Consider the following 25,122-nt stretch of genomic DNA (forward strand, 5'->3'; position numbering starts at 1 on the left):
AAAGGCCGCCGGAATTATCCAGCGGCCTTTTGTTTCAGCGATCCAAATCCGGGCCTCAGATGAAGTAGAGGTCGTCCTTGGTAACGGTGGCACCGCCCGAGATCAGGGCCAGCTCGAAAGCCGCGCCCGCGCCGTTGCCGTCGGCATCCCAGTACAGCTTGTGCGCCGCGCTGTCCCAGATGAATTGGGCCGACGCTCCGACAGCCGCCGCACCGACGGTGAACTCCGCAGCCGTCAGCACGTGGCCCGCGGCGAAGCCATAATCGGCGCCGGAGAAGACCAGGCGGTCCACACCGTGCTCGAAGTCGGTGATGTGGTCGTGGCCATTGATGGCGACCGACGAGAAGACGAAGTCGTCCGCCAGGGTACCGCCACCCAGCACGTCATTGCCATGGCCACCGACCAGGGTGTCAGTGCCCGAGCCGCCCGACAGTTTGTCGTGGTCGTTGCCGCCCACCAGGCTGTCATTGCCGTCCCAGCCGTTGACGGTGTCGTTGCCGAGACCGCCGGTCAGGGTGTTGTTGCCGACGTTGCCGTTGAGCTGGTTGGCCAGGCCGTTGCCCGTACCGCTGATGTCGGCGATGCCGGTCAGGTACAGGATTTCGGTGTCCGGCGTCAGGGCGAAGCTGATCGACGACTTCACCGTGTCGGTGCCCTCGCCGAAGTTTTCGTAGACCCGGTCACCGACGTGATCGACGACGTAGGTATCGTTGCCGATACCGCCGTACATCTGGTCGTTGTCGATGCCGCCATCCAGGATGTCGTCACCGTCGCCGCCGCGCAGGGTATCCCAGCGCACGCCGCCATTCAGCACGTCGTTGTTTGCGCCGCCTTCCAGCGAGTCGGAGCCTTCGCCACCCGACAGCGAGTCGTTGCCAGCGCTGCCAAGCAGCGTGTCATGGCCCGCCCCGCCTTCCAGCGTATCATTGCCGGCAGCACCGTCGAGGATGTTGTTGCCGACATTGCCGCGGATGAGGTTGACGCCGCCATTGCCTGTGCCGTTGATGTTCGAGACACCGATCAGCTGCAGGTTTTCAAGGTTGGCGCTCAGCGTCCAGGTGACGTCCGACTGGACCTGATCGACAGCACCGTCGTCCACCGCCTGATCGACGGTTTCGTCGATCACATCGTTGACATCATCGATGATATAGAGGTCCGCGCCAGCGCCGCCATAGAGGCTGTCGCGGCCCGAACCGCCGTCGAGACGGTCATTGCCGTTGCCGCCGTGGATCGAGTCGTTGCCATCCCCGCCACGCAGGGTGTCGTTGCCGTCCAGGCCGCGCAGCGTATCGTTGCCGCCGAAGCCCGACAACGAGTCGCCGCCCGCGCCGCCGGAGAAGTTGTCCGGCGTGACATTGCCGTTCTGGTAGACGCCGGTATTGGCCGCGGTCGGGATGAAGTCGACGTCGTCGAAGCGCAAGGTTTCGACGCCCGTGACGTGATCCTGGCCCTGGTCGCCATTTTCCGGGAAGTTGTCGATGACGTAATAGCCACCCGAACCGTCCTGGGTAATGGTGTACTGAGAACGCAGGCCATAGAAACGGGCGATGTCGTTGCCGTCGCCGCCATTGACCAGGTCATGCCCTTCGTCGGAGGTGATGAAGTCATCACCGGTGCCGCCGTTGAGCGTATCCTGGCCGGCGCCGCCGAACAGGGTGTCATTGCCGATACCGCCATCGACCGCATCGACACCGAGGCCGGCATAAACCAGGTCGTTGTCGTCACCGCCGGACAGCGTGTCGTTGCCGGCGCTGCCGCTGAGGGTATCGTTGCCCGCTTCGCCCAGGATGGTACCCGTCGACCACAGGCCCGCATTGTCGGCGCCCGCGCCGCCGTACAGGTTGCCGGCGCCGTACAGGGTGTCGTTGCCGTTGCCGCCGCTCAGGAGGTTGGCGCCTTCGATATCGTAGAGATTATCGTTGTCGTCACCGCCGTTCAGCGTGTCGTTGCCGTGGTTGCCGGCCAGGCTGTCGTTGCCCGCGCCGCCGGAGATGGCGTCATCATTATTGTCGCCCTGGAGGGTGTCGTTGCCGGCCTCACCGTTCAGCGTATCGTTGCCGAAACCGCCGAGGACACGGTCGGCGCCGTCACCGGCATTGACCAGGTCGGTGCCGTCGTTACCGAGCAAGGTATCGTTGCCCGCGCCGCCGGCGACGACGTCATTGGCCGAACCGGCGTCGACGTAGTCGTTGCCGATACCCGCGATGATGCTGTCATCGCCCCCGCCGCCATAAACGAAGTCATTGCCGTCGCCGGCATTGACCGTATCGGCCTCATCCAGCGCCGAGATCGAGTCGTCCGAAGCCGTGCCATTGAGGTTGTCGATGCCGTCCGTGCCGGTGATGACCGCACCGCCGGAAATCGGGGTGAAGGTCATGTCGTTGAAGACCAGGCTTTCGGCGTTACGGACCGTATCCGAGCCGGTATTGCCGGCGTGGTCGATGACCGCGAAGCTGCCGCCACCCAGGTCGACGACCGAGTAGTCGCCACGGTTGCCGTTGATGCGCACCGTGTCCGTACCATCGCCGCCGTCCAGCGTGTCGTCGCCGGCGCCGCCGGTGATGCTGTCGTCGCCCGTACCGCCGTTCAGCTCACCATTGCCGGCCAGCGTGTCGTTGCCTTCGTCGCCAGTAATGATGTTGACGCCGTAGATATCGGTGATGATATCGTTGCCCGCGCCACCACGTAAGGAATCGTTGCCGACCCAGCCGTTGATGGTGTCGGCGCCGTCACCGGCATTGACGGTGTCGTCGCCATTGCCGCCGAACAGCGAGTCGAAGCCGTCGCCACCATTGATGGCGTCGTCCTGGTCGCCGCCGTCGATGGAGTCGTTGCCTTCGTCGCCGTAGAGGGCGTCTTCGCCCGCACCGCCGGTGATCGTGTCCTGCTCGATGCCGCCGAAGACCAGGTCGTCTTCGTCGCCGCCGACCAGGCTGTCGTTACCGGCTTCGCCGTAGATGCGGTCAGGCTCGGTGCCGCCCAGAACGGTGTCGTTGCCGTCACCGCCATAGAGGACGTCGGCGCCCGCCAGACCGTTGATCAGGTCGTCGCCGCCATAGCCCCAGACCGTGTCGTCGCCGGAGCTGGTATTGGTGTTGTCCGGACGCGTCGTGGTGACACCGGCGCTCGAATTGTCGCTGATCGTGTCGGCGCCGGCCGTACCGTAATATTCGTAGCCATAGTTCGGCGTACCGGTGTAGCTGCCGTCGAGGAAGATGAGGTCTTCGAAGCCGTAGATGGTGTCCGTGCCGTCCGGCGAATAGGCGCGGTTGTCGATGACCACGATCTTGCCGGCCGTTTCGACAACCGTGTAGTCGTTGCGGTTGCCCGCATAGACCGCCACGTCGCCGGCATCGCCGAACAGCTTGTCGTCGCCGCCGTCGCCGCGCAGGGTATCAATGCCCGTGCCGCCGAACAGCTGGTCGTCGCCGTAGCCGCCGCTCAGCGAGTCGTTGCCCGCATCGCCTTCCAGCGTGTCGGAGCCATAGCCCGCGCCGATGGTGTCGTTGCCCGCACCGCCGTAGAAGTGCTGGTCACCCGTCGACCAGACATATTCGTAGAGCGCGTCATTGCCGTCATCGCCGTAGGCCTTAGCCTGGTCGCCGGCCGCGATCACGTCGTCGCCAGCGTCGCCGTGGACTGTGCCCCAGCCGGTGATGCCGTCATTGTCGTCACCGCCGCTGATGCTGCCGGAGCCGTAGATGTTGTCCTGACCGACGCCGCCCAGGACCGTACCCGTGCCGCTAAGCGTGTCGTTGCCGGCATCGCCCTGCAGCAGGTTGGCCGCGTTGTCGAAGTCGCTCAGGCTGTCATTGCCGTCGCCGCCATAGAGGTTATCGGCACCGGCTTCGCCGTTGAGGGTGTCGTTGTCGGCATTGCCGAACAGGGTATCGACGCCCGCGCCGCCCCAGACCAGGTCTTCGCCGTCGCCGCCGGAAACGAAGTCGTTGCCGGCATCGGCATAGACGACGTCGTAGCCGACGCCCGCCTCGATGCTGTCGTCGCCCTCGCCACCGCGAATCTGGTCGTTGCCGGCCAGGCCCTTCAGCGTGTCGTTGGCGCCGAGGCCGACCAGGCTGTCGTCATTGGCGCCGCCAGTCAGCGAATCGGGACCCGCAGTGCCGATCTGGATCTCGCCGGCATTGGCCGCCGTCAGGCCCAGGCTGATATCGGTGAAGACCGCCGTTTCGACGCCGCTCAAGGCATCGCTGCCTTCGTTGGAGCGGTTGGCGACGATGACGTAACCACCGACGCCGTCTTCGATCACTGAGTAGTAGACGCGGTCACGGCCATATTGCGCAATGTCCGTGCCCGAGCCGCCGATGAGGGTGTCATCGTCCTGGCCGCCAGACAGGGTGTCGTCGGCGTCACCGCCGTCGACCGTATCCTTGCTCCAGTTGCCGTGGATCGTATCCGAGCCTTCGTTGCCTTCGAGGTATTGGCTGCCGTCGGCATAGTAGGGCGCCCAGCCGAAGACCAGGTCGTCACCCAGACCGCCCTTGCCGGTGCTGTCTCCGCCGACGCCCAGGGTGTCGTTCTGCTCGTTGCCTTCCAACTGGCCCCAGCCATAAACCGAGTCCAGGCCGGTGCCACCTTGCAGCGTGCCCGAGCCGTAGAGGTAGTCGTTGCCGTCCTCGCCCTGTTGCAGATCGTCGAAGCCATAGAGCGTGTCGTTGCCGATGCCACCACGCAGGGTCGAGGTGTTGGACTGCAGGTAGTCGTTGCCCTCGTCGCCGAACAGCTGGTTGAAACCGCTGTAGTCGGTGATCCGGTCGTTGTCCTCATTGCCGTGCAGGGTATCGGAACCCTGGTCGCCTTCGATCGTGTCGTCGCCTGCGTTACCAAAAGCTTCGTCACTGCCCGAACCGCCATAGATGTGGTCAAGCCCTTCGTCGCCGTACAGCGTATCCGCGCCCGAGTCCCCGAACAGCACGTCGTTGCCGACATTGCCGTGGATGACGTCGTTGGCGTCGTCGCCGGACAGACGGTCATTGCCGTTATTGCCGTTGATGGTGTCGTCGCCCGAATCCCCGATCAGGATGTCGTCGAAGGCCGTGCCGGTATAGACGATGCCGGTATTGCCGCCGAACGGCAGGTCCAGTTCGTCGTCGGCAAAGACCAGCAGTTCGACGCCATAGAGGGTGTCGGTGCCTTCCGAGCCGGTCTTGGCGGTGATGACCGCGCCATCGGTGATATAGCCGTCACCATCGAGGTGATAGGTGATGATGTAATCGGCGCTTTCGATGGTGACGTTGCCGAGGCCGTCATTGGTCTCGGTGCGGACCAGCATGTTGCCGCCGTAACGCGCCTTGTCGAAACCCGAACCGCCGTAGAGCAGGTCCGCGCCCTGGTGGCCCGTCAGGGTGTCGTCGTTCTGGCCGCCGACCAGGGTATCGTTGCCGCCATAACCGTACAGTTCGTCGGTGCCAAGGCCGCCGTCGAGGACCTGATCGCCGCCGTCATAGGTCGACGGCGTATAGCCGTAGAGGGTATCGGCGCCTTCGCCGCCGAGGCCCGTGCCGCCGTGCTGGACATAGACGTGGTCGTCGTCGAGGCCGCCGTCGAGCGTGCCCGCGCCGAAGATGGTGTCGTCACCCGCATCGCCCGAAATGACCCCCGCGCCGCTGACATAGTCTTCGCCGTCACCGCCGCCGACCGTACCGTTGGCCGTGATGGTGTCATTGCCCTGGCCGCCATCGACCGTATCGGTGCCTGCGCCGCCGGTGATGCTGTCATTGCCGGCGTCGCCGAGAATGCTGTCATTGCCCGCGCCGCCGTCGACGGTATCGTTGCCGCCGCCGCCGCTCAGCGAGTCGTCGCCGTCCTGGCCCAGCAGGGTATCTTCGCCCGTATCACCCAGGATGGCGTCGTTGCCGATGCCGCCGTCAAGGCGGTCGAAGCCACCGGCGCCATTGATGGTGTCGTTGCCGTCACCGCCCCAGATGATGTCGTTGCCGATGTCGGCCGAGCCCGGCACGCTGGTCGTCGCCAGAGCCAGGGCCGCGCCCAGGACGTCGTCGCCAGCGCCGCCGGTGATGCTGTCGTCGTAATAGGTGCCCGCCAGGGTATCGTTGCCCGCAGTACCGTTGAAGACCTGGCCGGTATTGGCGTTCGACACCTCGAACTCGATATCGAAGGTGCGAATGACGTCGAAGCTGTTCAGACGATCTTCGCCTTCGTCACCGTTGGAAGTGCGGTTGTCGACGACATAATAGCCGCCGGCGCCGTCCTGGATGATCGAATACTGCTCACGGCGCTGGGCGTAGGTCGCGACGTCGTAGCTGTCGCCGCCGTCGAGGCTGTCATTGCCCTGCGCGCCGTTGACCGTGTCGTCACCGCCGCCGCCATTGATGGTGTCGTTGGCGTCGCCGCCGAACAGGGTATCGCTGCCCGTGCCGCCGTCGACACTGTCTGCGCCATAGTTGGCGTAGATGATGTCATCGCCCGCACCGCCGTCGAGCGTCTGCGCACCATCGACGGCGGTAAACGGATGCGCGCCGACCAGGGTATCGTTGCCGCCTTCGCCATAGCCCGTGCCGCCGGTATAGACGGCGAGGGCGTCTTCGTCCGCGCCGCCGTAAAGCGTGCCCCAGCCGGTGACGGCATCGTTGCCCGCGCCGCCTTGCAGCACGCCGGTACCGCTGACGGTGTCGTTGCCCGCACCACCGTCCAGGGTGCCGGTGCCGGTGACGGTGTCACCGTCTTCGCCGCCGAACAGCATGTTCTGGCCCAGGCTGTCGGTGATCAGGTCCGCGCCGTTGCCGCCATAGACGGTGTCGTTGCCGGCGCCGCCATCCAGGCTGTCATTGTCGAAGTCCGGATTGCCGTCGACATTACCGTCGGCATTGTCGGCGAAGCCGCCCACGGTCGCATTGGTGCCGTAGAGTACGTCCTGGCCGGTGCCGCCCAGCAGGGTGTCGTCGCCCGAGCCACCGATCATGGTGTCGTTGCCATACTCACCGCGGAGCACATCGTTGCCGATGCGGCCCAGCACCAGGTCGTGGCCGCCGCCGGCATTGACGCGGTCGAAGCCGGAGAGGGCATCGATCGTGTCGGAACCATCGACGTCGGTGAAGAAGAACGGACCGGCGCCGGGGATCGAGTCGTCAGCGGTCGTGCCGTTGATCAGGCCGCCCACGACGGTCGGCGACAGGTAGTATTCGCCGTCTTCGAAGATCAGCAGCTCGATATTGGTCAGGGTGTCGGTGCCTTCCGGCGAACCGACGCGATTGTCGACGACTGTCGTGACACCGGCCACCGTCGTAATCGTGTAATCGGTGCTGATGCCGCTGTAGTAGGCGACGTCATAGCCCGCGCCACCGTTCATGGTGTCGTTGCCGTCCAGGTTCGAGTCGCCGAGGAAGATGTCCGCGCCCGCGCCGCCGTCCAGGCTGTCGTCGCCGTGCAGGCCTTCCAGCTTGTCGTTGCCGTCGCCGCCGATCAGGGTCTGCGCGCCATTCGCACCCGTGACTGTATCATCACCGGCGCCGCCCAGGCCCTGGCCGGTGCCGACCGTGACCTGGTCATTGCCCTCGCCGCCGTCCAGCGTGCCCGTGCCCATAAGGGTGTCGTTGCCCCCGTCACCGAACATCTGGTTATTGCCCGAGTAGTCGTTCAGGTGGTCATTGTCCGCACCACCGTGCGACGTGTCGTTGCCGGTGCCTGCGTACAGTTCGTCCGCTTCGGTGCCGCCATCGAGGCTGTCGTCGCCTTCGAAACCGTACAGGGTGTCGTTGCCGGCAAAGCCCTGGACCGTATCGGCCAGCGGACTGGCGGTGATGTAGTTGTTGTCGGCATTGCCGTCATAGCTGCCGCCGCCGACCACGATGGTAACGTTGCCGGTGCGCAGGCCGGACGCACCATTGCCGTCGCTGACCTGATAGCTGAACGAGGTCGTGCCGACAAAGCCGCCGTTCGGCGAGAAGGTGAAGGTGCCGTCGGGGTTCCAGCTGAGCGTGCCGTTGAGGCTCGTCGTGTTGACACCGACCAGGGTCAGGGCGTCGCCATCGGCATCGGTGTCGTTGGCCAGCAGGCTGGTGCCGTTCAGGGTCTGGCCCGGCAGGACGGTATAGCTGTCATTGCCGACGACAGGCGCGGCGTTCTGAACATTCACGGTCACCGTCGCCGTATCGGTCAGGGTGCCGTCGCTGACCGTGTAGCTGAAGGTCGTCGTGCCGGCGAACTCGGCTTCCGGCGTGAAGACGAAGCCGCCATCGGCGCTGTAGGTCACCGTACCGCGCGTGCCGGTCGTGTTGATCGCCGTCACCGTCAGGGCGTCGCCGTTCGGGTCGGTATCGTTGGAAAGCACGCCCGGACCGGCAATCGTCAGGACATCGCCGGCATGGACCGAATAGTTGTCATTGACGCCGTTGGGCGCGGCCGACTCGACCGTGATCGAGACGGTCGCCGTATCGGTGCCGCCGGCGCCGTCGCTGACCGTGTAGCTGAAGGTGGTGACGCCCACAAAGCCCACCGTCGGCGTGAAGCTGAAGCTGCCATTGGCGTTGTGCGTAAGGGTACCCTGCAGGCCGGTCGTATCGACCGCTGACACCGTCAGCGGATTTCCGTCGACGTCCGAGTCATTGTTCAGGACGCCGGGAGCCGCGATGTTCAGGACCGCGCCGCCATTGACCGTATAACTGTTGTTGTTGGCGACGGGGTCGTCATTGACCGCCGTGACCTGGACGTTGACATTGCCGTTTGACGTCGTGAAGCCGTCCGACAGGATGTAGGTGATCTGTGCCAGGCCATTGAAGTTGGCCGAGGGCGTAAACACGATATTGCCGCCGCTGATGACCGCGCTGCCACCCGACACGCCGGCGATGCCGGTGATGGTCAGGGCGTCGCCGTCAGCGTCAGTATCGTTGCCGAGCAGGGTCGCGATCGAGATGTTGAGCGCATTGTCCTCGGCCGTCGTGGTCGAGTCGCTGCCAGCCACCGGGGCGGTATTGATGATGTAGGTCTGGTCGGAGAAGACCAGGGTGCGGATATTGGTCAGGGTGTCGGTGCCGTCATTGCCATCCGTGCCCGGCTGGTTGTCGGTGACCGTCGTGACGCCGGCGGAGGTCGTGATCGTATAGCTGGCGCGCGTGCCTGAGAAGACCGCCTGGTTGGCGCCCGTGCCGCCGTCCATGGTGTCGTTGCCGACGCCGCCGACCAGCGTATCGTTGCCCGCGCCGCCCAACAGCGAGTCGAGACCCGCCAGGCCCTCCAGGCGGTCATTGCCGCCCAGGCCCGAGATCGTGTCGTTGAGGATGGTGCCGGTCAGGGCGCTGGCGCCGGAATCGTCGCCTTCGCTGCCGGTGATGCTGGCGCCGGCAATACCGGTTTCGACCGAGACCTGCTGGTCAGCAAAGACCAGGGTCTGGACATTGGTGATCGTGTCGGTGCCGTCCGGCGAGCCCGAGCGGTTGTCGATAACGGTGACGCCCGTCGTGTCGCCGACGATGGTGTACTGGCTGCGGTTGCCCGAGAAGTAGGCGAGGTTGGTGCCGCCTCCGCCATCGACGATGTCGTTGCCCTGGCCGCCCGACAGCGAATCGTCGCCATCGCCGCCGATCAGGCTGTCATTGCCGTTTTCGCCGCGCAGCGAGTCGTCGCCGGTGCCACCGTAGACACTGTCGTCGCCGCTGTTGGCATTGACCGTGTCGTTGTCGGCGTCGCCGTAGATTTCCTTGCCGTAGCCGTCGTCATAGATCAGGTCATTGCCGGCGCCGCCCGAGAGGGTGTCGTGGTTGCCGTCGGTCGTATAGCCATAGGAACCATAGATCGTATCGGTGCCGTCGCCGCCCGCCAGGCTGGTGGCGTGGTAGACGCCGTCATAGGCATAGCCGTACTTTTCGACGCGGTCGCTGCCGGCGCCGCCGTCCAGCCACTGGCCGTAAAGCGTGTCGTTGCCGTCGCCACCCTCCAGCGTGTTGATGCCTTCCGAATCCTCGAGATAGTCGTTGCCGGCGCCGCCCTGCAGGCTGTCGTAACCGGCATTGCCGTAAAGCGTGTCGTTGTCGGCGCCGCCCGACAGGGTGTCATTGCCCTCATTGCCATACAGGCTGTCATTGCCTTCGCTGCCTTCCAGGCTGTCGTGGCTTTGATTGCCGCTCAGATTGTCGGCACCCAGACCACCGACGAGGGTATCGGCGCCCTTGCCGCCGCTGACCGTGTCGTTGCCATCGCCGGCCAGGACGGAATCCGCGCCGCCCAGGCCGTTGATCGAGTCATTCGACTCCAGGCCGTTGATGGTGTCGTCGCCGAGCGTGCCGTTCAGGGTATCAGGATCGATCGTGCCGTTGATGACGGAACCCGGATTGCTGCCGAACACCAGGTCGTCGTCGGTAAAGCTCAGGATTTCGACATTGCTCAGGACGTCAGTGCCCTGGGGCGAGCCGGAGCGGTTATCAACGACCGTGATCGTGCCCGCCGCCGTGTCCTCGGTGATCGTGTAGTCGCCGACTTCACCGGAATAATAGACCGTGTCGGCTTGGTCGCCGCCGTCAATGGTGTCGTTGCCCGCGCCGCCGTCGAACTCGTCATAACCGTCGCCGCCGATCAAGCTGTCATTGTCGTTTTCACCTCGGATCGAATCGTCGCCCGTGCCGCCATAGACCGTGTCATTGCCGCTGGAAGCGATGATGGTGTCGTTGTCGGCGTCGCCGTAGATTTCCTTGGCGTAGCCGTCGTCCTGGATGTAGTCGTTGCCGTCACCACCCGAAACCGTGTCGTGCGTGCCGTCATTGGTGTAGCCGTAGCTGCTGTAGATGGTATCGGCGCCGGCGCCGCCCGACAGGCTGGAGCCGTGATAGGTGCCGTCATAGGCATAGCCGTACTTTTCGATGCGGTCATTGCCCGCACCACCGTCCAGCCATTGACCATACAGGGTATCGTTGCCCTCACCGCCGCTCAGCGTGTTGATGGACTCCGAGTCCTCGATGTAGTCGTTGCCGTCACCGCCCGTCAGGCTGTCGAAGCCGGCATTGCCGTAGAGCGTATCGTTGCCTTCACCGCCGATGACCGTATCGTCGCCGGCATTGCCGCCGATCGTGTCGTTCTCCGTGCCGCCGTCGATCGAGTCGTTGCCCGCGCCGCCCGAGATCGAGTCCGCGCCCGCGCCGCCCAGGACGGTATCGTTATCCACACCGGCATCGACCGTATCGTTGCCCGCACCGGCAATGACGGAGTCCGCCCCTGCCCCGGCCACAACGACGTCGCCGCCGTCACCAGCGTCGAGCGTGTCATTGCCTTCGCCACCGTCGATCTGGTCGCCACCGCCAAGGCCGGCGACCGAGTCATCGCCGCCGAGCGCGCTTAACTGGTCGCTCTGGTCCGAACCCGTCAGGGTTTCCGCCCCGGCTGTACCCGTCTGGACCGTGCCGGTGTTCAGGTCAGTCGGCACGAATTCGACGCCGTTGAAGTTCAGGACTTCGACGCCCGTCAGGATATCCGCATCTTCCGGCGATCCCGAGCGGTTGTCGAACACCAGCACGTTGCCGTCGCCATCGCGCGCCACAGTATAGTCGGCCAGATTGCCGCTGTAGAAGGCGGTGTCCTCACCGATGCCGCCGTCGATCGTGTCATTGCCCTGGCCACCGGCCAGCGAGTCATCGCCGTCGCCGCCGAACAGGCTGTCGGCATCGTTGTCGCCGCGAATCGAGTCGTCGCCCGTGCCGCCGTAGACGGTGTCATTACCGCTGGAGGCGAAGATGGTGTCGCTGTCGGCATCACCAGAGATTTCCTTGCCGTAGCCGTCGTCATAGACCAGGTCGTTGCCGTCACCGCCCGAGATGGTGTCGTGCGTGCCATCCGTCGTGTAACCATAAGAACCGTAAATGGTGTCGGCGCCGGCGCCGCCCGACAGGCTCGAGCCATGATAGGCGCCGTCATAGGCATAACCGTACTTTTCGATGCGGTCGTTACCGGCACCACCGTCCAGCCATTGGCCATACAGGGTATCGTTACCCTCGCCGCCCGACAGGGTATTGATAGACTCCGAGTCCTCGATGTAGTCGTTGCCGTCGCCGCCGACCAGGCTGTCGAAACCGGCATTGCCGTAGAGCGCGTCATTGCCCTCGCCGCCAATGACCGTGTCGTCGCCGGCATTGCCGCCGATCGTGTCGTTTTCCGTGCCGCCGTCGATCGAGTCGTTGCCCGCGCCGCCCGAGATCGAGTCGGTACCGGCGCCGCCCAGGACGGTGTCGTTTTCGGTGCCGCCGTCGACCGAGTCATTGCCCGCGCCCGCCAGGATGGAGTCCGCCCCTGCACCGCCATTGGCAACGTCGTTGCCGTCCCCGGCATCGAGCGTGTCATTGCCGTCACCGCCGGCGATCTGGTCACCGCCGCCAAGGCCGGCGATCGAATCGTCGCCGCCCACACCGCTCAATTGGTCGCTTTGCTCCGAACCCGTCAGGGTTTCGTTCGCCGCCGTACCCGTCTGGACCGTGCCGGTGTTCAGGTCGGTCGGCACGAATTCGACGCCATTGAAGTTCAGGACCTCGACGCCCGTCAGAACGTCGGCGCCTTCTGGAGACCCCGAGCGGTTATCGAACACCAGCAGGTTGCCGCCGCCATCGCGCGCTACCGTGTAATCGCTGAGGGCGCCGCTGTAGAAGGCGGTGTCTTCGCCGATGCCGCCGTCGATCGTGTCATTGCCCTGGCCACCCGCCAGCGAGTCATCGCCGTCGCCGCCGAACAGGCTGTCGGCGTCATTGTCACCACGGATCGAGTCGTTGCCTGTCCCGCCATAGACGGTGTCATTGCCACTTGAAGCAAAGATGGTGTCGCTGTCGGCGTCACCGTAGATTTCCTTGCCGTAACCGTCGTCCTGGATGTAGTCGTTGCCGTCACCGCCCGAGATCGTGTCGTGCGTGCCATCCGTCGTGTAGCCGTAGGAGCCGTAGATGCTGTCGGCGCCGGCGCCGCCCGACAGGCTGGAGCCATGATAGGCGCCATCATAGGCGTAACCGTACTTTTCGATACGGTCGTTACCCGCGCCGCCGTCCAGCCATTGGCCATACAGGGTATCGTTACCCTCGCCGCCGCTCAGCGTGTTGATGGACTCAGAATCCTCGATGTAGTCGTTGCCATCGCCGCCGACCAGGCTGTCGAAACCGGCATTGCCATAGATGGCGTCATTGTCGGCGCCGCCCAGGACCGTGTCGTTGCCCTCGTTGCCGGACAGGGTATCGTTGCCCTCGCTGCCAAGGATCATGTCGTCACCGGCACCGCCGCCGACCGTGTCGTTCTCCAACCCGCCATCGATCGAGTCATTCCCCGCGCCGCCCAGCAGCGAATCCGTGCCCGCACCACCCAGAAGGGTGTCATTGTCCGCGCCGCCGTTGAGGGTATCGATCCCGGCACCGCCGAGAAGGCTGTCGTCACCCGCGCCGCCGTCCAGAACGTCGTTATCGTCGCCGCCGTCCAGCGTGTCCGCCCCTTCCAGGCCATCGATATGGTCGTTGCCGGCAAAGCCCCGGATCGAGTCCGGACCCGCGGTGCCATTGAGGATGTTGTCGAGATCGTTACCGTCGGCCATGGTGAAATGTCCTTGCAATGACTTGGAAGAAATCAGGCAGCGTACTTTGGGAAAATGCAGGCACTGGGGAGAAATGCAGGCACTGGAATGCGAAGGTACTTATGGAAATCAGGTCGAGGTATCGGAAAAAAATAAAATGATACCCCACGGCACGCGGCCGGCGTCAGAGCACACGACGCGCGGCACAGATATCACGGGTCTCTGACAATCGCAACGCGGCCACACAGACTTGATTAAGATACATCCTGCAGGGGATTTTTATCGGCATGCGACCGGCCGCGCCTCAATGAAAATGAGGTATCAGCCGGGCGATTTCTCGAGATTGGCCGCGGGTTTGGCGGCGGCTTTTTCCAGCTGCCGGGTCCAGCCTTCCCGCGTGCCGAAATACTGGACGCGCCCGCCCTGCAGCACGAGCAGCTTGTCGACGACCGCCAGAATGCCGGCGCGGTGCGCGATGACGACGACCGAACCGCCACCGGCGCGGAAGCCGGCGATGGCCTTGGCCAGCATTTCCTCGCCGGCGCTGTCGAGGTGCGAGTTCGGCTCGTCGAGGACCAGGAGGCTGGGCTCGCCGTAAAAAGCCCGCGCTAGGCCGATCAGCTGGGCCTGGCCGGCCGACAGTCCCTGGCCATTGATGCCGATGCGCGTGTTATAGCCGTTGGGAAGACGCATGATCAGTTCATGCACGCCGGCGCCTTGCGCAGCGCGGACGACGGCGGCGTCCACCGCCCCCATGTCGGCGGTCAGCACATGGTCGAACCGGCAGATATTGTCCCGCACCGTGCCTTCGAACAGCACGGTATCCTGAGGGAAGTAGCCGATATATTTCGCCAGGCGCTGGGGATCCCATTCGCGCCGCTCGCCGTTGTCGATACGAACGGCTCCGGTGTCGTAGACCTCCGCGCCCACTATGACGCGCGCCAGGGTCGTCTTGCCCGCGCCGCTGGGGCCGATGACACCCACGACTTCGCCCGGCTGAAGCGAAAAGCTGACATTGGCCAGGAGATAGGTCTTGAGCTCATGATTGGCCACCGACACGCCTTCGAGGTCAAGCTGGCCGCGCGGCGCCGGCAGGCCGACATAGTCCGGCTTTGCTTCGACGGAGTTGAATAGGTCGTTGAGCGAGAAGAAGCCGTTATAGCCGGCGACCAGCGACTTCCACGACGAAATGGTCTGGTCGATCGGCGCCGTCGCCCGTGAGATCAGCAGCGAAGCGGCGAAGACGGCTCCCGGCGAGATCTTGTTTTCCACGGCCAGAAGGGCGCCGACGCCCAGTCCGACCGATTGCAGCAGCAGGCGGAAGAACTTGGCCGCCGCACGGTAGCGGTTGCCCGACATGCCGGCATGGACGTTGCTTTCCATGGCCTCATGGCGGGTGCGCATCTGGGACATGACCATGGCTTCGCGCATGCCCAGGGCCGAGATGACATCCGCCTTGGCGGTCAGCACGTCCTGGGTGGCATAGGCGCGCGCCATGCCCTGGGTGGCCAGGGTCAACTGCTTGTAGGTCGCGCGCTCATTCATCACCGCCAGGATGGTCAGGATGATCGCGCCGGCCAGACAGACCAGCGCCAGGTAGGGGTGCAGCAGGAAGCAGAGCAGGATGTAGATGACGATCCACGGCGCGTCGCACAGGGCCAGGAAGCCCTGACCGCTGATGGCCTGCTTGAAACTGTCGAAGTTGCGCATGACATTGGCCGTCGGGCGCGCTTCGGTCGAGCGGACCTGCATCGACAGGATTTGGGTCATGATCGGTCCGGACAGCTCCATGTCGAGCTTGAGACCCGACCGGACCAGAAGCCGGGTGCGCAGATTGTCCAGCATGGCCAGGACCAGGAAGGCTATGATGGTGATCAGGCTGAGGAAGAACAGGGTGGCGAGGCCGCCGGTCGGCATGACGCGGTTATAGACCTGCAGCATATATATGGTGGGCGTCAGGTACAGCACGTTCAAAAACAGGCTGAAGATCATGACGTTGACGAAATGCGGCTTGCAGGTTTCCAGCGCGTTGGCCAGGACACCGTTGATCTTTTTACCCAACAGGACCATAACGCCCCCTAATCTGTTGTGTTGAAATATCGCGCCGTTTCCGGCAAAAGCATCACTGTCAATTTATTGCTTTTCCTTATTAGTCCTGACCATAAATAGCAAGCTGGCTCATTGATCATGACCAGCCATTTCCCGGGAGTTCATGCATGGCCGGCGAAATCGTCGTCTTCAAGAACAAGGTCGCGGACATCGTCCGCCGCTATGTCGCGCCGACGGCCGCCGATGGCGTCGCCACCGCCGATGCGTCGCGCGAAATCCGTCTGGGCTGGTGGCTCCTGTTCGGCTTCTTCGGCGTCTTCATGGGCTGGGCGGCACTGGCGCGCGTCGATGCCGCCGTCATGGCGCAGGGCAAGATCGTCGTGTCGGGCAGTCTTCAGGACGTGCAGCACAAGACGGGCGGCGTGGTCAGCAAGCTTCTGGTCCGCGAAGGCGCCCAGGTTCAAAAAGGCCAGGTCCTGCTTGAACTGGCCGGCGACCAGTCCGAAGCCGCCGCCATTTCTCTCACCGCACAATATATTACGCTCAAGGTCCAGGAAGCGCGCCTGATGGCCGCGCAGGGCGGCGCCACCAGCTTCGCAGTGCCCCTTGAACTGCAGCACTATACAGGCGCCGAAAAGGAGATGGTCGATGAGGCCATGCGCCTGCAACTCCAGGCCCTGCGCGCCGGCCAGAGCGCGCTCGGCAGCCAGATATCGGTCCTGGGCCAGCAACAGGGCCAGACCAACGAGCAGATCGCCGGCGCGCGCCAGCGCATCGCCGCCAACCTCCGCCAGCAGGAACTGACGCGCCAGGAACTGGCCGGGGTAGACTCCTTGGAAAAGCGCGGCTTTGCCCCCAAGACCCGTGTCCGTGAACTGGAAAGCCGTGTCGCGGGCCTCGAAGGCGAAAATGGCGCGCTCAATGCCTCGGTCGCCCAGGCCAATGCCGCCATCGGCGAAAGCCGCATGCGCATGCTGACCCTGCGCCAGCAATACTTCCAGGACCTCGTGACCGACCTGCGCGACACCCAGCTCAAACTGTCCAACATCGTGCCGCAGATGACCGCCGCCAATACGGAATTCGACCGTGTCCAGGTGCGCGCACCCGTTACCGGCAAGGTGCTGGGCCTAACCGCCCATACGGTGGGCGGCGTCATCGCGCCTGGAGACAAGATCCTGAGCGTCGTGCCGGACAAGGCGCCGCTGGTGATCGACGCCTACATCCTGCCCCAGGACGGCGACGATGTCCGCCCTGGCCAGACGACCCGCATCCGCTTCTCGGGCCTCTATCGCCACGACCTGCCGGACATGAAGGGTAAGGTGCTCGACGTATCCGGCGACAGCTTCACCGACCCGCAGACGGGACAATCTTTCTACAGGGCCAAGATCGAAGTCACACCCGAAAGCCTGGCCCTGCTCAAGAAGGCGAAGGGCTGGGAGAACGCCGTCAAGCCAGGCATCCCGGTCGAGGTCAACATTCCGACGCGCAAGCGCACGGTCCTGACCTATCTGATGGAACCGCTGAACGAGACCTTCTCGCACACCTTTACAGAGCACTGAGCCCAATACGAAAAGGCCCGCAACCGTAAAGGCTGCGGGCTTTTTTGTGATGCTCAGCTCGCCATCTGGCGCTGCGCCACCGGCTTGCCGGCGACCTCCTCGATCAGTTGCAGCTGGCGTGGCAGGCAGATCTGCAAGGAGTAATTGTCGAGGATGGTTTTGCGGGCCGCGTCGCGCAGGCGCTGCGAGTCCTTGTCCTCAAGCGCCTTGACGATGGTGCGGTTCAGCTGCGCCGTGTCGAAGAAGTCGGTCATGTAGCCGTTTTCGCCGTCCTTCAGCACTTCCTGCACCGGCGCCGTGTCCGACGCGACCATCAGGCAGCCGGCCGACATGGCCTCCATGAACGACCACGACAGGACGAACGGATAGGTCAGGTAGACGTGGACCGATGATACCTGCAACAGGCTGACATAGTCATTATAGGGCAACTGGCCCATGAAGTGGACGCGGTCGCTCTTCAGGCCTGTCTCGTTGATCATGACTTCGCGCCAGTTGCCGCCCTCCTTGGGCGCCGATCCGTAAGAGACATTGTCGCCACCGACGATAATTACCCTGGCCTTCGGCCGCAGCTTGAGGAGTTCCGGCAGGGCGCGCATGAAGATATGGAAGCCGCGATAGGGCTCCAGGTTGCGCGCGACGTAGGTGATGACCTCCTCGCCCTTGCGCACCTCCTTACCGTCGGGCAGCTTGAACACCGCATCGGCGTTCGGCTGCACCTTCTGGACGTCGATGCCGTCAAAGATGGTGGCGATCTTCGGCTGGAAAATAGCCGGATGACGCGATTTCTGCCACTGGGTCGGGCTCCAGCCGCGGTCGGCCAGTTCCAGCGACATGAGCAGGTGGGAGTTGCGCGCCCGCACCCGACACAGGTCATCGAGCATGACCTCCTTGTCCTTGTCGAAGCCGACATCGGCGCCAAAGGCGGTGTAGTAGAATTCGCAATAGCTCAGGAGCGGAGAGCGCGGGTAGATTTCCTTGATGAACAGGGTTTCGCCCCAGCCCGGGTGGGCGATGATGATGTCGGGGATGAAGCCTTCCTGGCGCAGCTGCTGCGCCACGCGGGCGACCTGCTGGCCGTGCAGGATCGAGTTTTCGAACAGACGCAGATAATGGTGGGTCGAGGCATGGGCGACGCGATGCGGCTGGTAGACCAGCTTGCGCACGCCCTTCAGCTCGATCGTCTTCTGCTTGGTGATGAAGACGACCTCATGGCCCATATTGGCCAGGGTGGGCGCCAGGTACTTGTACTGCCCCGGCATGTTCTGATGAATAAAAAGAATGCGCATGCCCGTCTCCCCGGCCTTATCGCTTTAAATACCGCGACACTATACCGGAGATGGCATCCGGTCGAGCCCCTAAGACAATGGACTGTTTGACTTTCTGGCGACATGCGGGAATATCTTGCAGCGCAGCAAAGCCGGGGCACCATGGACCGCAGGAAACTCGACACGCTTCAGGCCGGACGCGGATTCGCCGCCCTGGCCGTGCTGCTGTTTCATGCCGAAACCACGCTGCAGATGGCCAAGTATCTCGGCCACGAGCCCTTCGCCATCTTCCGCGGCGGCTATATCGGTATCGATTTCTTTTTCGTCCTGTCGGGCTTCGTCATCATGCTGGCCCACGAACAGGATCTGGGCCGGCCAGACCGGGTTCTCAGCTTTCTATGGCGGCGCTTCAAGCGCATCTATCCGCTGCTGTGGGTGACGCTTATCCTGACCAGCCTGATGGTCGTGTTCATACTGAAGACGGTGCCGTCCGCCCGGGACGTCATTGCCGCGTTCCTGATCCTGCCCGCCACGACCGACCCACTGCTGACGGTCGAATGGACCCTGCGGCGGGAAATCATCTTCTATGCGCTTTTCGCGGTCATGATCCTGTGGCGCGTCCCTGGAATGGTCCTGCTCGGCGGCTGGTTCGCCCTGTCGCTGGTCCTGCCATATCTCGGCGTCACCGGGCTGTCCGCCGTCTTTTTCGATACGCACCACCTTTTGTTTGGCCTGGGCATGGGCATATGCTGGCTCTACCGGCGCGGATACATCCGGTATCCCACCGTGCTGATGGGCGTTGGTGCTACCGTCTTTTTCATCATGTGGGGCGTGCTGGCCTTTTATTACGAGCTCAGCAGCGACCCGACCTGCCGGCTCCTGGCCGGAGCCGGAGCGGCCGTGGCCATTGCCGGCCTGGTCGGGCTTGAAGCGCGAACGGCATTGCGCGTGCCCCGGCCACTGATCTTTCTGGGCGAAGCGTCCTACGCCATATATTTGATCCATTTGCCCGTCATATCGGCGCTCGGCCGCGTCATCGTCCCGTTCCGCGACCAGGTGCCCGCTCCTGTCCTGGTTCTGGTTGTCGCGGCCGCCGCCCTTGCAATCGGCGCCGCCTATCATATCTGGGTCGAGCGTCCACTGATGCGGTTCGTCAACGGCCTCGGCAAACCGCGTCACGGCAATGTTTGATTAAGTACGCCGTTTAGACGCAAATTTACCTCTGGGACTTAGTTTCCCAGTCGGGTTTCCCGATCCTGGCCTCACAGGGTCAGAGTTCAAAGTTTGGTGTGTATCATGCGTAACCTTCCCCGCCTCGTCAGCCTGTCTCTTGCCGCGCTTCCGGCGGCGCTTTTGCTGTCTGCCTGCGGCGGCGACTCCGTCAGCTCCAGCGCCCCCGCGGCCGGTAATGCGGTGCCTTCCGCGCCCCTGCCCCAGGCGGCGGCGCCCGAACAGGCCACCCCGGGCGGTGCGCCCGGCGAGACCCCCCAGGCGGATGCGGGCGATGCCCCGATACAGCCGTCCGATTACAAGCCAGATCCGACCTATCTTCCGGACGACAGCCACCTGGGCGCTGTTTCCTGATTTCATCAGGGGCGGATGGTCACGGCTTTGCAATTTAAGGATTGCAAATGCGCCGCCTTTTTCGTTTATAAAGACGATCTGAATTTCAGTCGCGACACTTGATCCCCGCAGGGGCTAAAACGCCCCCGCTTCAGTATTTTTGCGTCACCGCGTATCAGGCCGCATTAAAGAGGCTGTTTCCATTGAACGATACGCGTGACTGCGTATCGCGCATGGCTTCGGTTCGGGATCGAGTGCCGGCACCGGAGACCTCGGCGGTATAAACGCACAGTGACGACGCATCGCACCATTCTGATCGTAAATACGCTCTATCCCCCGTCCCAGGTCGGCGGCGCCGAGAAGTCCGTATCCCTGCTGGCCGAAGCCCTGGCCCGCGCCGGCAACAAGGTGATTTGCGTTTGCCTGACGAACGCACTGTCACGCATCGATGAAGAGCGCAACGGCGTCACCGTGGTGCGGCTGCCGCTCGACAATATCTATTGGCCCTATGACGGCGGCGCCAAGCCATCGGGACCGAAGCGCATCCTGTGGCACCTTATCGACATGTGGAACGTCAAGGCCGCAAAGCGTTTTGGTCCGCTGCTCGACGAATTCAGGCCCGATGTCGTCCACACCAACAACCTGACCGGTTTTTCCGTGGCGGTGTGGCACGAGGTTCGCCGGCGCGGCATTCCGATCGTGCACACCCTGCGTGACTACTCGCTGGCCTGCGGACGGTCGGCTCTGTTCCGCGACAATCACCTGTGCGAAACTCGTTGCCTGGACTGCAAGGCGCTGACGGCGGTCCGCCAGTGGAAATCGACCGAGGTCGACAAGGTCGCCTCCAACAGTGCCTATGTCATCGCCGAGCACGACCGGCACGGCTTCTTCAAGGGCAAGCCGTCGGCCGTCATCTACAATATCGCCGACCTGAGCGCCAAACCGACGCGCGCCAATACGCCCGACGACACCCTGGTTTTCGGCTTCATCGGCCGCGTCGAGGAGGAAAAGGGCATCGAGGTCGTGCTCGAAGCCACCCGGGCGATGGAGACGTCGAACTGGCGCCTGGCCATAGCCGGCCGTGGCATTCCCGAATATGTCGAAGGCCTGAAGGCCAGGTATAATGACCCGCGCATCGAATGGCTGGGTTTTGCCTCGCCCGACACCTTCTACGCCAGTATAGATACGTCGCTGATCGCCTCTATCTGGCCGGAACCCCTGCCCCGGACCCTGATCGAAAGCTTCGCCTATGGCCGCAGCGCCATCTGTGCGCGGTCGGGCGGGATCCCGGAAATCGCCGCCCAGGGCAAGTGCGTGGCGGAATACGACGCCTTCGACGTCGCGGCCTTGGCCCGGCTGATGGACGCGGCCGTGCGCGACGCCGATCGGTGGAAGGACGCTCACACGCCCGATCCGGATTTCTTTTCGGCCTTTTCGGAGCCGGAAATCGTCGGGCGCTATACCGACCTGTATTTCGGTCCTTCTGCCTCTTCGGCACAATTTCCCGCTTAAAAAGGCACCATCGGTTGTGGTCCGGCACCCGGCTTCCAACATCATGGTACCATTGTGTCACAAATGTGTATTAATGCTTAAACGCCGATAAACCAATGTAAAAGTATATTTTCATAATAAACAATATATTACGCAGACTCTTTGCTATGTATACAATTCAACACATTTACTCATAATTTACCATTAAAATAAAATACATATGGAATCCTTACAATTGTCCCCATCTTAACACTTTTCTGCAACAATTGGGCCTTATCAATAAGGCGTTCGCCGCTTCCCAGGTGAATGCGTTGCAGTTGAGTATAGTGATGGACAATGTACCCCCTGAGGCCCCTCAAAAATGCGAGGCCCCACCCGTAGACCATCCTCAACCCGACGCCAGACCGTTACCACGCCGCGCCCGCAAGGCGGCCGCGGCCGGTGTTTCGGCCGTTATGGCCGCGGCCCTCAGCGCCTGTGGCGGAGGAGGTGGCGGTGGTGGCGGCAGCAGCGTGGCGCCCCCCGCGCCAGCCCCGACCCAGCCCGTGGTGGTGACCCCTCCCGCGCCGCAGATCAGTGACGCCGAGGCGGCGCGCTTCCTGTTGCAGGCACAGTTTTCCGCATCCGACGCCGATATCGCGGCGGTGAAGACGCAAGGCTATGCGGCCTGGCTGACCAGCCAGTATAGCACCGCCATGAGCACGACCCTGTGGGACTGGCTGGACAGCCGCGGCTACAACGCCATCACCCAGGACAAGTACTATTTCAAGGTCGATATCGCCGAGAACGGCCTGTGGCAGCAACTGATCGCTTCGTCCGACCAGGTACGCAAACGCGTCGCCCTGGCCCTGTCCGAGCACTTCGTCGCACCGTTCAGCACCGCCAACCTGTGGCCGTCCTATATCGCCGCCGGTTACTGGGACATGTTGAACGCCAACGCTTTCGGCAACTTCCGCACCCTGCTGGAAGCGGTGACGCTGAACCTGCAGATGGGCAACTTCCTCAATCTCTCGACCAGCCGCAAGATCGACATCAACGGCCGCATGCCCGACGAGAACTATGCGCGCGAAAGCATGCAGCTGTTCACCATCGGCCTGACCATGCTGAACACCGACGGCACGCCCAAGACGGACCTGTTCGGCAATCGCAGCGACACCTACACCCAAGACGACGTCGCCAACCTGGCGCACGTTTTCACCGGCTATACGGCGGATGTCACCGGCATGAACGTCACGACCGTTGCGTGGGAAAGCTTTGCGGTCCGCGAACCTGCCTACGCGCGCAAGCCGATGATGGTCATCAATGGCGAGCACTCCAACCAGCAGGTCAGCTTCCTGGGCACGACCATTCCGGCCAATACGCCGGCGTCGACGGCGCTGAAGACGGCGCTCGACACCCTGTTCAACCACCCCAATGTCGGACCGTTCTTCGCCAGGGCGATGATCAAGCACCTGGTCATGTCCAACCCCAGCCCGGCCTATGTCGGCCGCGTCGCCGCCGCCTTCAATGATAATGGCGCGGGCGTTCGCGGCGACCTCAAGGCGTTCTGGACGGCCATATTTACCGACGCGGAGGCCCGCACCCTGCCGGACGCCGTCACGGGCGGCAAGCTGCGCGAACCCATTACGCGGTTCGTGCAGTGGGCCCGCACCGCCGAAGTCACCACGACGGCCGGAAGCTGGACCATAGGCGATCTGTCCGGCATGCAGAGCCTGGGACAAAGCCCGCTGCGCTCGCCGTCAGTTTTCAACTTCTTCCGTCCCGGCTATATGCCGCCCAATACGGCCATGGCCGACAAGGGTCTGGTGGCGCCGGAGTTCCAGATCGTCAACGAGACGACGACGGCCGGCTATCTCAACTTCATGCTGGGCGCCGTCAAGTCCGGCGTCAACGACGTGAAACCCCAGTATGGCGCGCTTCTGTCCAAGGCCGACGATGCCGCGGCCCTGGTGTCCGCGCTCAATCTGCGCCTGACGGCCAACCAGCTGTCGCCAGCCACCGTCAACCTGATCCAGACCGCCGTCGCCGGCCTGCCCGCGACGACGGATGCCCAGAAGCTCAATCGTGTCCAGGCCGCCGTCTATCTGACCATGGCCGCTCCCGAATACCTCATTCAGAAGTAGACCCTCCCATGATGATCGGTAAAACGCGGGACGTGACCCGCCGTGCTCTTTTCTCGCGCCTGGGCAAGCTGGCCATTGTCGGCGGCGGCGCCCCGTTCGCGCTCAACCTCGCCGCCATGGGCGAAGCCGCTGCCTTTACGAACAGCGACTATCGCGCGCTGGTCTGCGTCTTCCTGCACGGCGGTAACGACCAGGGCAACACGCTCATTCCCTACGACCCGGCCAATTACGCCCTGTACAACGCCATTCGCGGCGGCGGACCGGGCGAGACCGCGGGCGGCATTGCCTATGCCCGCGCCGACCTGGCCAACACGTCGCTGGCGACGCGCACCCCGCAGACCCTGACCGACAATCTCCAGTACGCGCTGTCGCCCTATCTGACCGGGCTCAAGGGCATGTGGAACCTGGGGCGGATGGCCGTGCAGCTCAATGTCGGCCCCCTGATGCAGCCGACGACACTTTCGCAGTATCAGAGCACCAACCGTACAGCCAACCCGTTGCCGCCGCGCCTGTTTTCCCACAATGACCAGGCGTCGGTGTGGCAGTCGCTGGCGCCGGAAGGCTCCACCACGGGCTGGGCCGGGCGCATGGGCGATCTGGCGCTTTCCGGCAACGGCAACAGCCTGATGACCTGCATCTCGGCGTCCGGCAACGCCGTCTTTCTGTCCGGCGGATCAGCCGTCCAGTACCAGATCGGAACCAGTGGCGCGCTTCCGGTAACGGCGCTGAAGTCCGACGTATTCGGCTCATCGGCCTGCACCGAAGCGCTCAATACGCTGATCAGCCAGCCGCGCGCCAACATCTTCGAGGAAGAGTACGCCAAGGTCCTGCGCCGTTCCGTCAACTGGGAAAGCACGGTAAACGCCGCGCTGTCTCCTGTTTCGCTGTCGACCAGCTTTGACCTCGATGGACAGTCGAACGTCCTGGCCAATCAGCTCAAGACCGTTGCCCGCCTGATCGGGGCGCGCAATGCGCTGGGCGTCAAGCGTCAGGTCTTCTTCGTCCAGTTGGGCGGCTTCGACACCCACGACCACCAGAACCAGGATCATCCGGTGGCCATGGCGCGGCTCAATGAGGCCCTGACCGCCTTCTATACCGCCACCGTCGAAATGGGCGTCGCGGACCAGGTCACGACATTCACGGCGTCGGATTTCGGCCGCACCCTGTCGTCCAATGGCACCGGCACCGACCACGGCTGGGGATCGCATCACTTCATCATGGGCGGCGCCGTCAATGGCGGCCGTTATTACGGTACGGCGCCGCACGTGTCCGTGACCAGCGACGACCAGGTCGGCCAGGGGCGACTTCTGCCCACGACCTCGGTCGACCAGTACGCCGCGACGCTGGCGCGCTGGTTCGGCGTCTCGTCTTCGGAAATCAGCACGATCTTCCCGAATATCGGCCGGTTCAATACGTCCGACATGGGCTTCCTGGCTTAAGACTCACGCTCACGCCGGTGGAAGGCAATTGCAATCCACCGGTGATTGCCGCTATATATCTGCATCCGCTCGACTTTCTGTGTTTGTCCTTTACCGATCGTCGTCTAACCTCCCTGCGGTGCGTGAAGA

General features: G+C 63.5%; 9 protein-coding genes. 6 read left to right on the forward strand and 3 right to left on the reverse strand.

All coding sequences use genetic code 11. The annotated features are described in order from the left end of the window. Nucleotides 1-55: 55 nt before the first annotated feature. Both J2X24_RS11525 and J2X24_RS11530 read right to left on the reverse strand, forming a co-directional pair. A complete protein-coding gene (locus tag J2X24_RS11525; RefSeq protein WP_209721371.1) occupies nucleotides 56-13,525 on the reverse strand; it encodes a calcium-binding protein in 13,470 nt (4,489 codons plus the stop codon). A 300-nt stretch (nucleotides 13,526-13,825) separates the two neighbouring features. Continuing rightward, nucleotides 13,826-15,574, reverse strand: coding sequence for a type I secretion system permease/ATPase (locus J2X24_RS11530; protein WP_209721374.1), 1,749 nt, complete (start codon nucleotides 15,572-15,574; stop codon nucleotides 13,826-13,828). A gap of 146 nt (nucleotides 15,575-15,720) precedes the next feature. On the opposite strand from J2X24_RS11530, the gene J2X24_RS11535 reads away from it, so the two are divergent. After that, nucleotides 15,721-17,112 (forward strand): HlyD family type I secretion periplasmic adaptor subunit, encoded by a 1,392-nt coding sequence (locus J2X24_RS11535; RefSeq protein WP_209721377.1) that lies wholly within the window; start codon nucleotides 15,721-15,723, stop codon nucleotides 17,110-17,112. A 53-nt stretch (nucleotides 17,113-17,165) separates the two neighbouring features. Here the strand turns inward: J2X24_RS11535 and J2X24_RS11540 are convergent, their stop codons facing one another. Beyond that, entirely contained in the window at nucleotides 17,166-18,398 is a 1,233-nt protein-coding gene (locus tag J2X24_RS11540; protein ID WP_209721380.1) for a glycosyltransferase family 4 protein, read from the reverse strand. 141 nt (nucleotides 18,399-18,539) lie between these two features. On the opposite strand from J2X24_RS11540, the gene J2X24_RS11545 reads away from it, so the two are divergent. The 5 genes from J2X24_RS11545 (at nucleotide 18,540) to J2X24_RS11565 (ending at nucleotide 24,993) form a co-directional block, all read left to right on the forward strand. Beyond that, nucleotides 18,540-19,568: an acyltransferase family protein gene (locus J2X24_RS11545; RefSeq protein ID WP_209721383.1), complete on the forward strand. Its 1,029-nt coding sequence runs from the start codon at nucleotides 18,540-18,542 to the stop codon at nucleotides 19,566-19,568. Between the two features lie 105 nt (nucleotides 19,569-19,673). Next, the gene (locus J2X24_RS11550) at nucleotides 19,674-19,961 is read left to right on the forward strand and encodes a hypothetical protein (RefSeq protein ID WP_209721386.1); all 288 of its coding nucleotides are present in this window, start codon (nucleotides 19,674-19,676) and stop codon (nucleotides 19,959-19,961) included. A 270-nt stretch (nucleotides 19,962-20,231) separates the two neighbouring features. Further along, nucleotides 20,232-21,452, forward strand: coding sequence for a glycosyltransferase family 4 protein (locus tag J2X24_RS11555; protein ID WP_209721389.1), 1,221 nt, complete (start codon nucleotides 20,232-20,234; stop codon nucleotides 21,450-21,452). 434 nt (nucleotides 21,453-21,886) lie between these two features. Continuing rightward, the gene (locus tag J2X24_RS11560) at nucleotides 21,887-23,554 is read left to right on the forward strand and encodes a DUF1800 domain-containing protein (protein WP_209721392.1); all 1,668 of its coding nucleotides are present in this window, start codon (nucleotides 21,887-21,889) and stop codon (nucleotides 23,552-23,554) included. 8 nt (nucleotides 23,555-23,562) lie between these two features. Continuing rightward, a complete protein-coding gene (locus tag J2X24_RS11565; RefSeq protein WP_209721395.1) occupies nucleotides 23,563-24,993 on the forward strand; it encodes a DUF1501 domain-containing protein in 1,431 nt (476 codons plus the stop codon). Nucleotides 24,994-25,122 lie beyond the last annotated feature (129 nt).

It is taken from the genome of Asticcacaulis solisilvae (genome assembly GCF_017875235.1).
Classification (GTDB): domain Bacteria; phylum Pseudomonadota; class Alphaproteobacteria; order Caulobacterales; family Caulobacteraceae; genus Asticcacaulis; species Asticcacaulis solisilvae_A.

Coding starts and splice junctions, on each gene's coding strand:
- J2X24_RS11525 (WP_209721371.1), bottom strand. CDS start 13,525: ATGGCCGACGGTAACGATCTCGACAACATCCTCAATGGCACCGCGGGT.
- J2X24_RS11530 (WP_209721374.1), bottom strand. CDS start 15,574: ATGGTCCTGTTGGGTAAAAAGATCAACGGTGTCCTGGCCAACGCGCTG.
- J2X24_RS11535 (WP_209721377.1), top strand. CDS start 15,721: ATGGCCGGCGAAATCGTCGTCTTCAAGAACAAGGTCGCGGACATCGTC.
- J2X24_RS11540 (WP_209721380.1), bottom strand. CDS start 18,398: ATGCGCATTCTTTTTATTCATCAGAACATGCCGGGGCAGTACAAGTAC.
- J2X24_RS11545 (WP_209721383.1), top strand. CDS start 18,540: ATGGACCGCAGGAAACTCGACACGCTTCAGGCCGGACGCGGATTCGCC.
- J2X24_RS11550 (WP_209721386.1), top strand. CDS start 19,674: ATGCGTAACCTTCCCCGCCTCGTCAGCCTGTCTCTTGCCGCGCTTCCG.
- J2X24_RS11560 (WP_209721392.1), top strand. CDS start 21,887: ATGGCCGCGGCCCTCAGCGCCTGTGGCGGAGGAGGTGGCGGTGGTGGC.
- J2X24_RS11565 (WP_209721395.1), top strand. CDS start 23,563: ATGATGATCGGTAAAACGCGGGACGTGACCCGCCGTGCTCTTTTCTCG.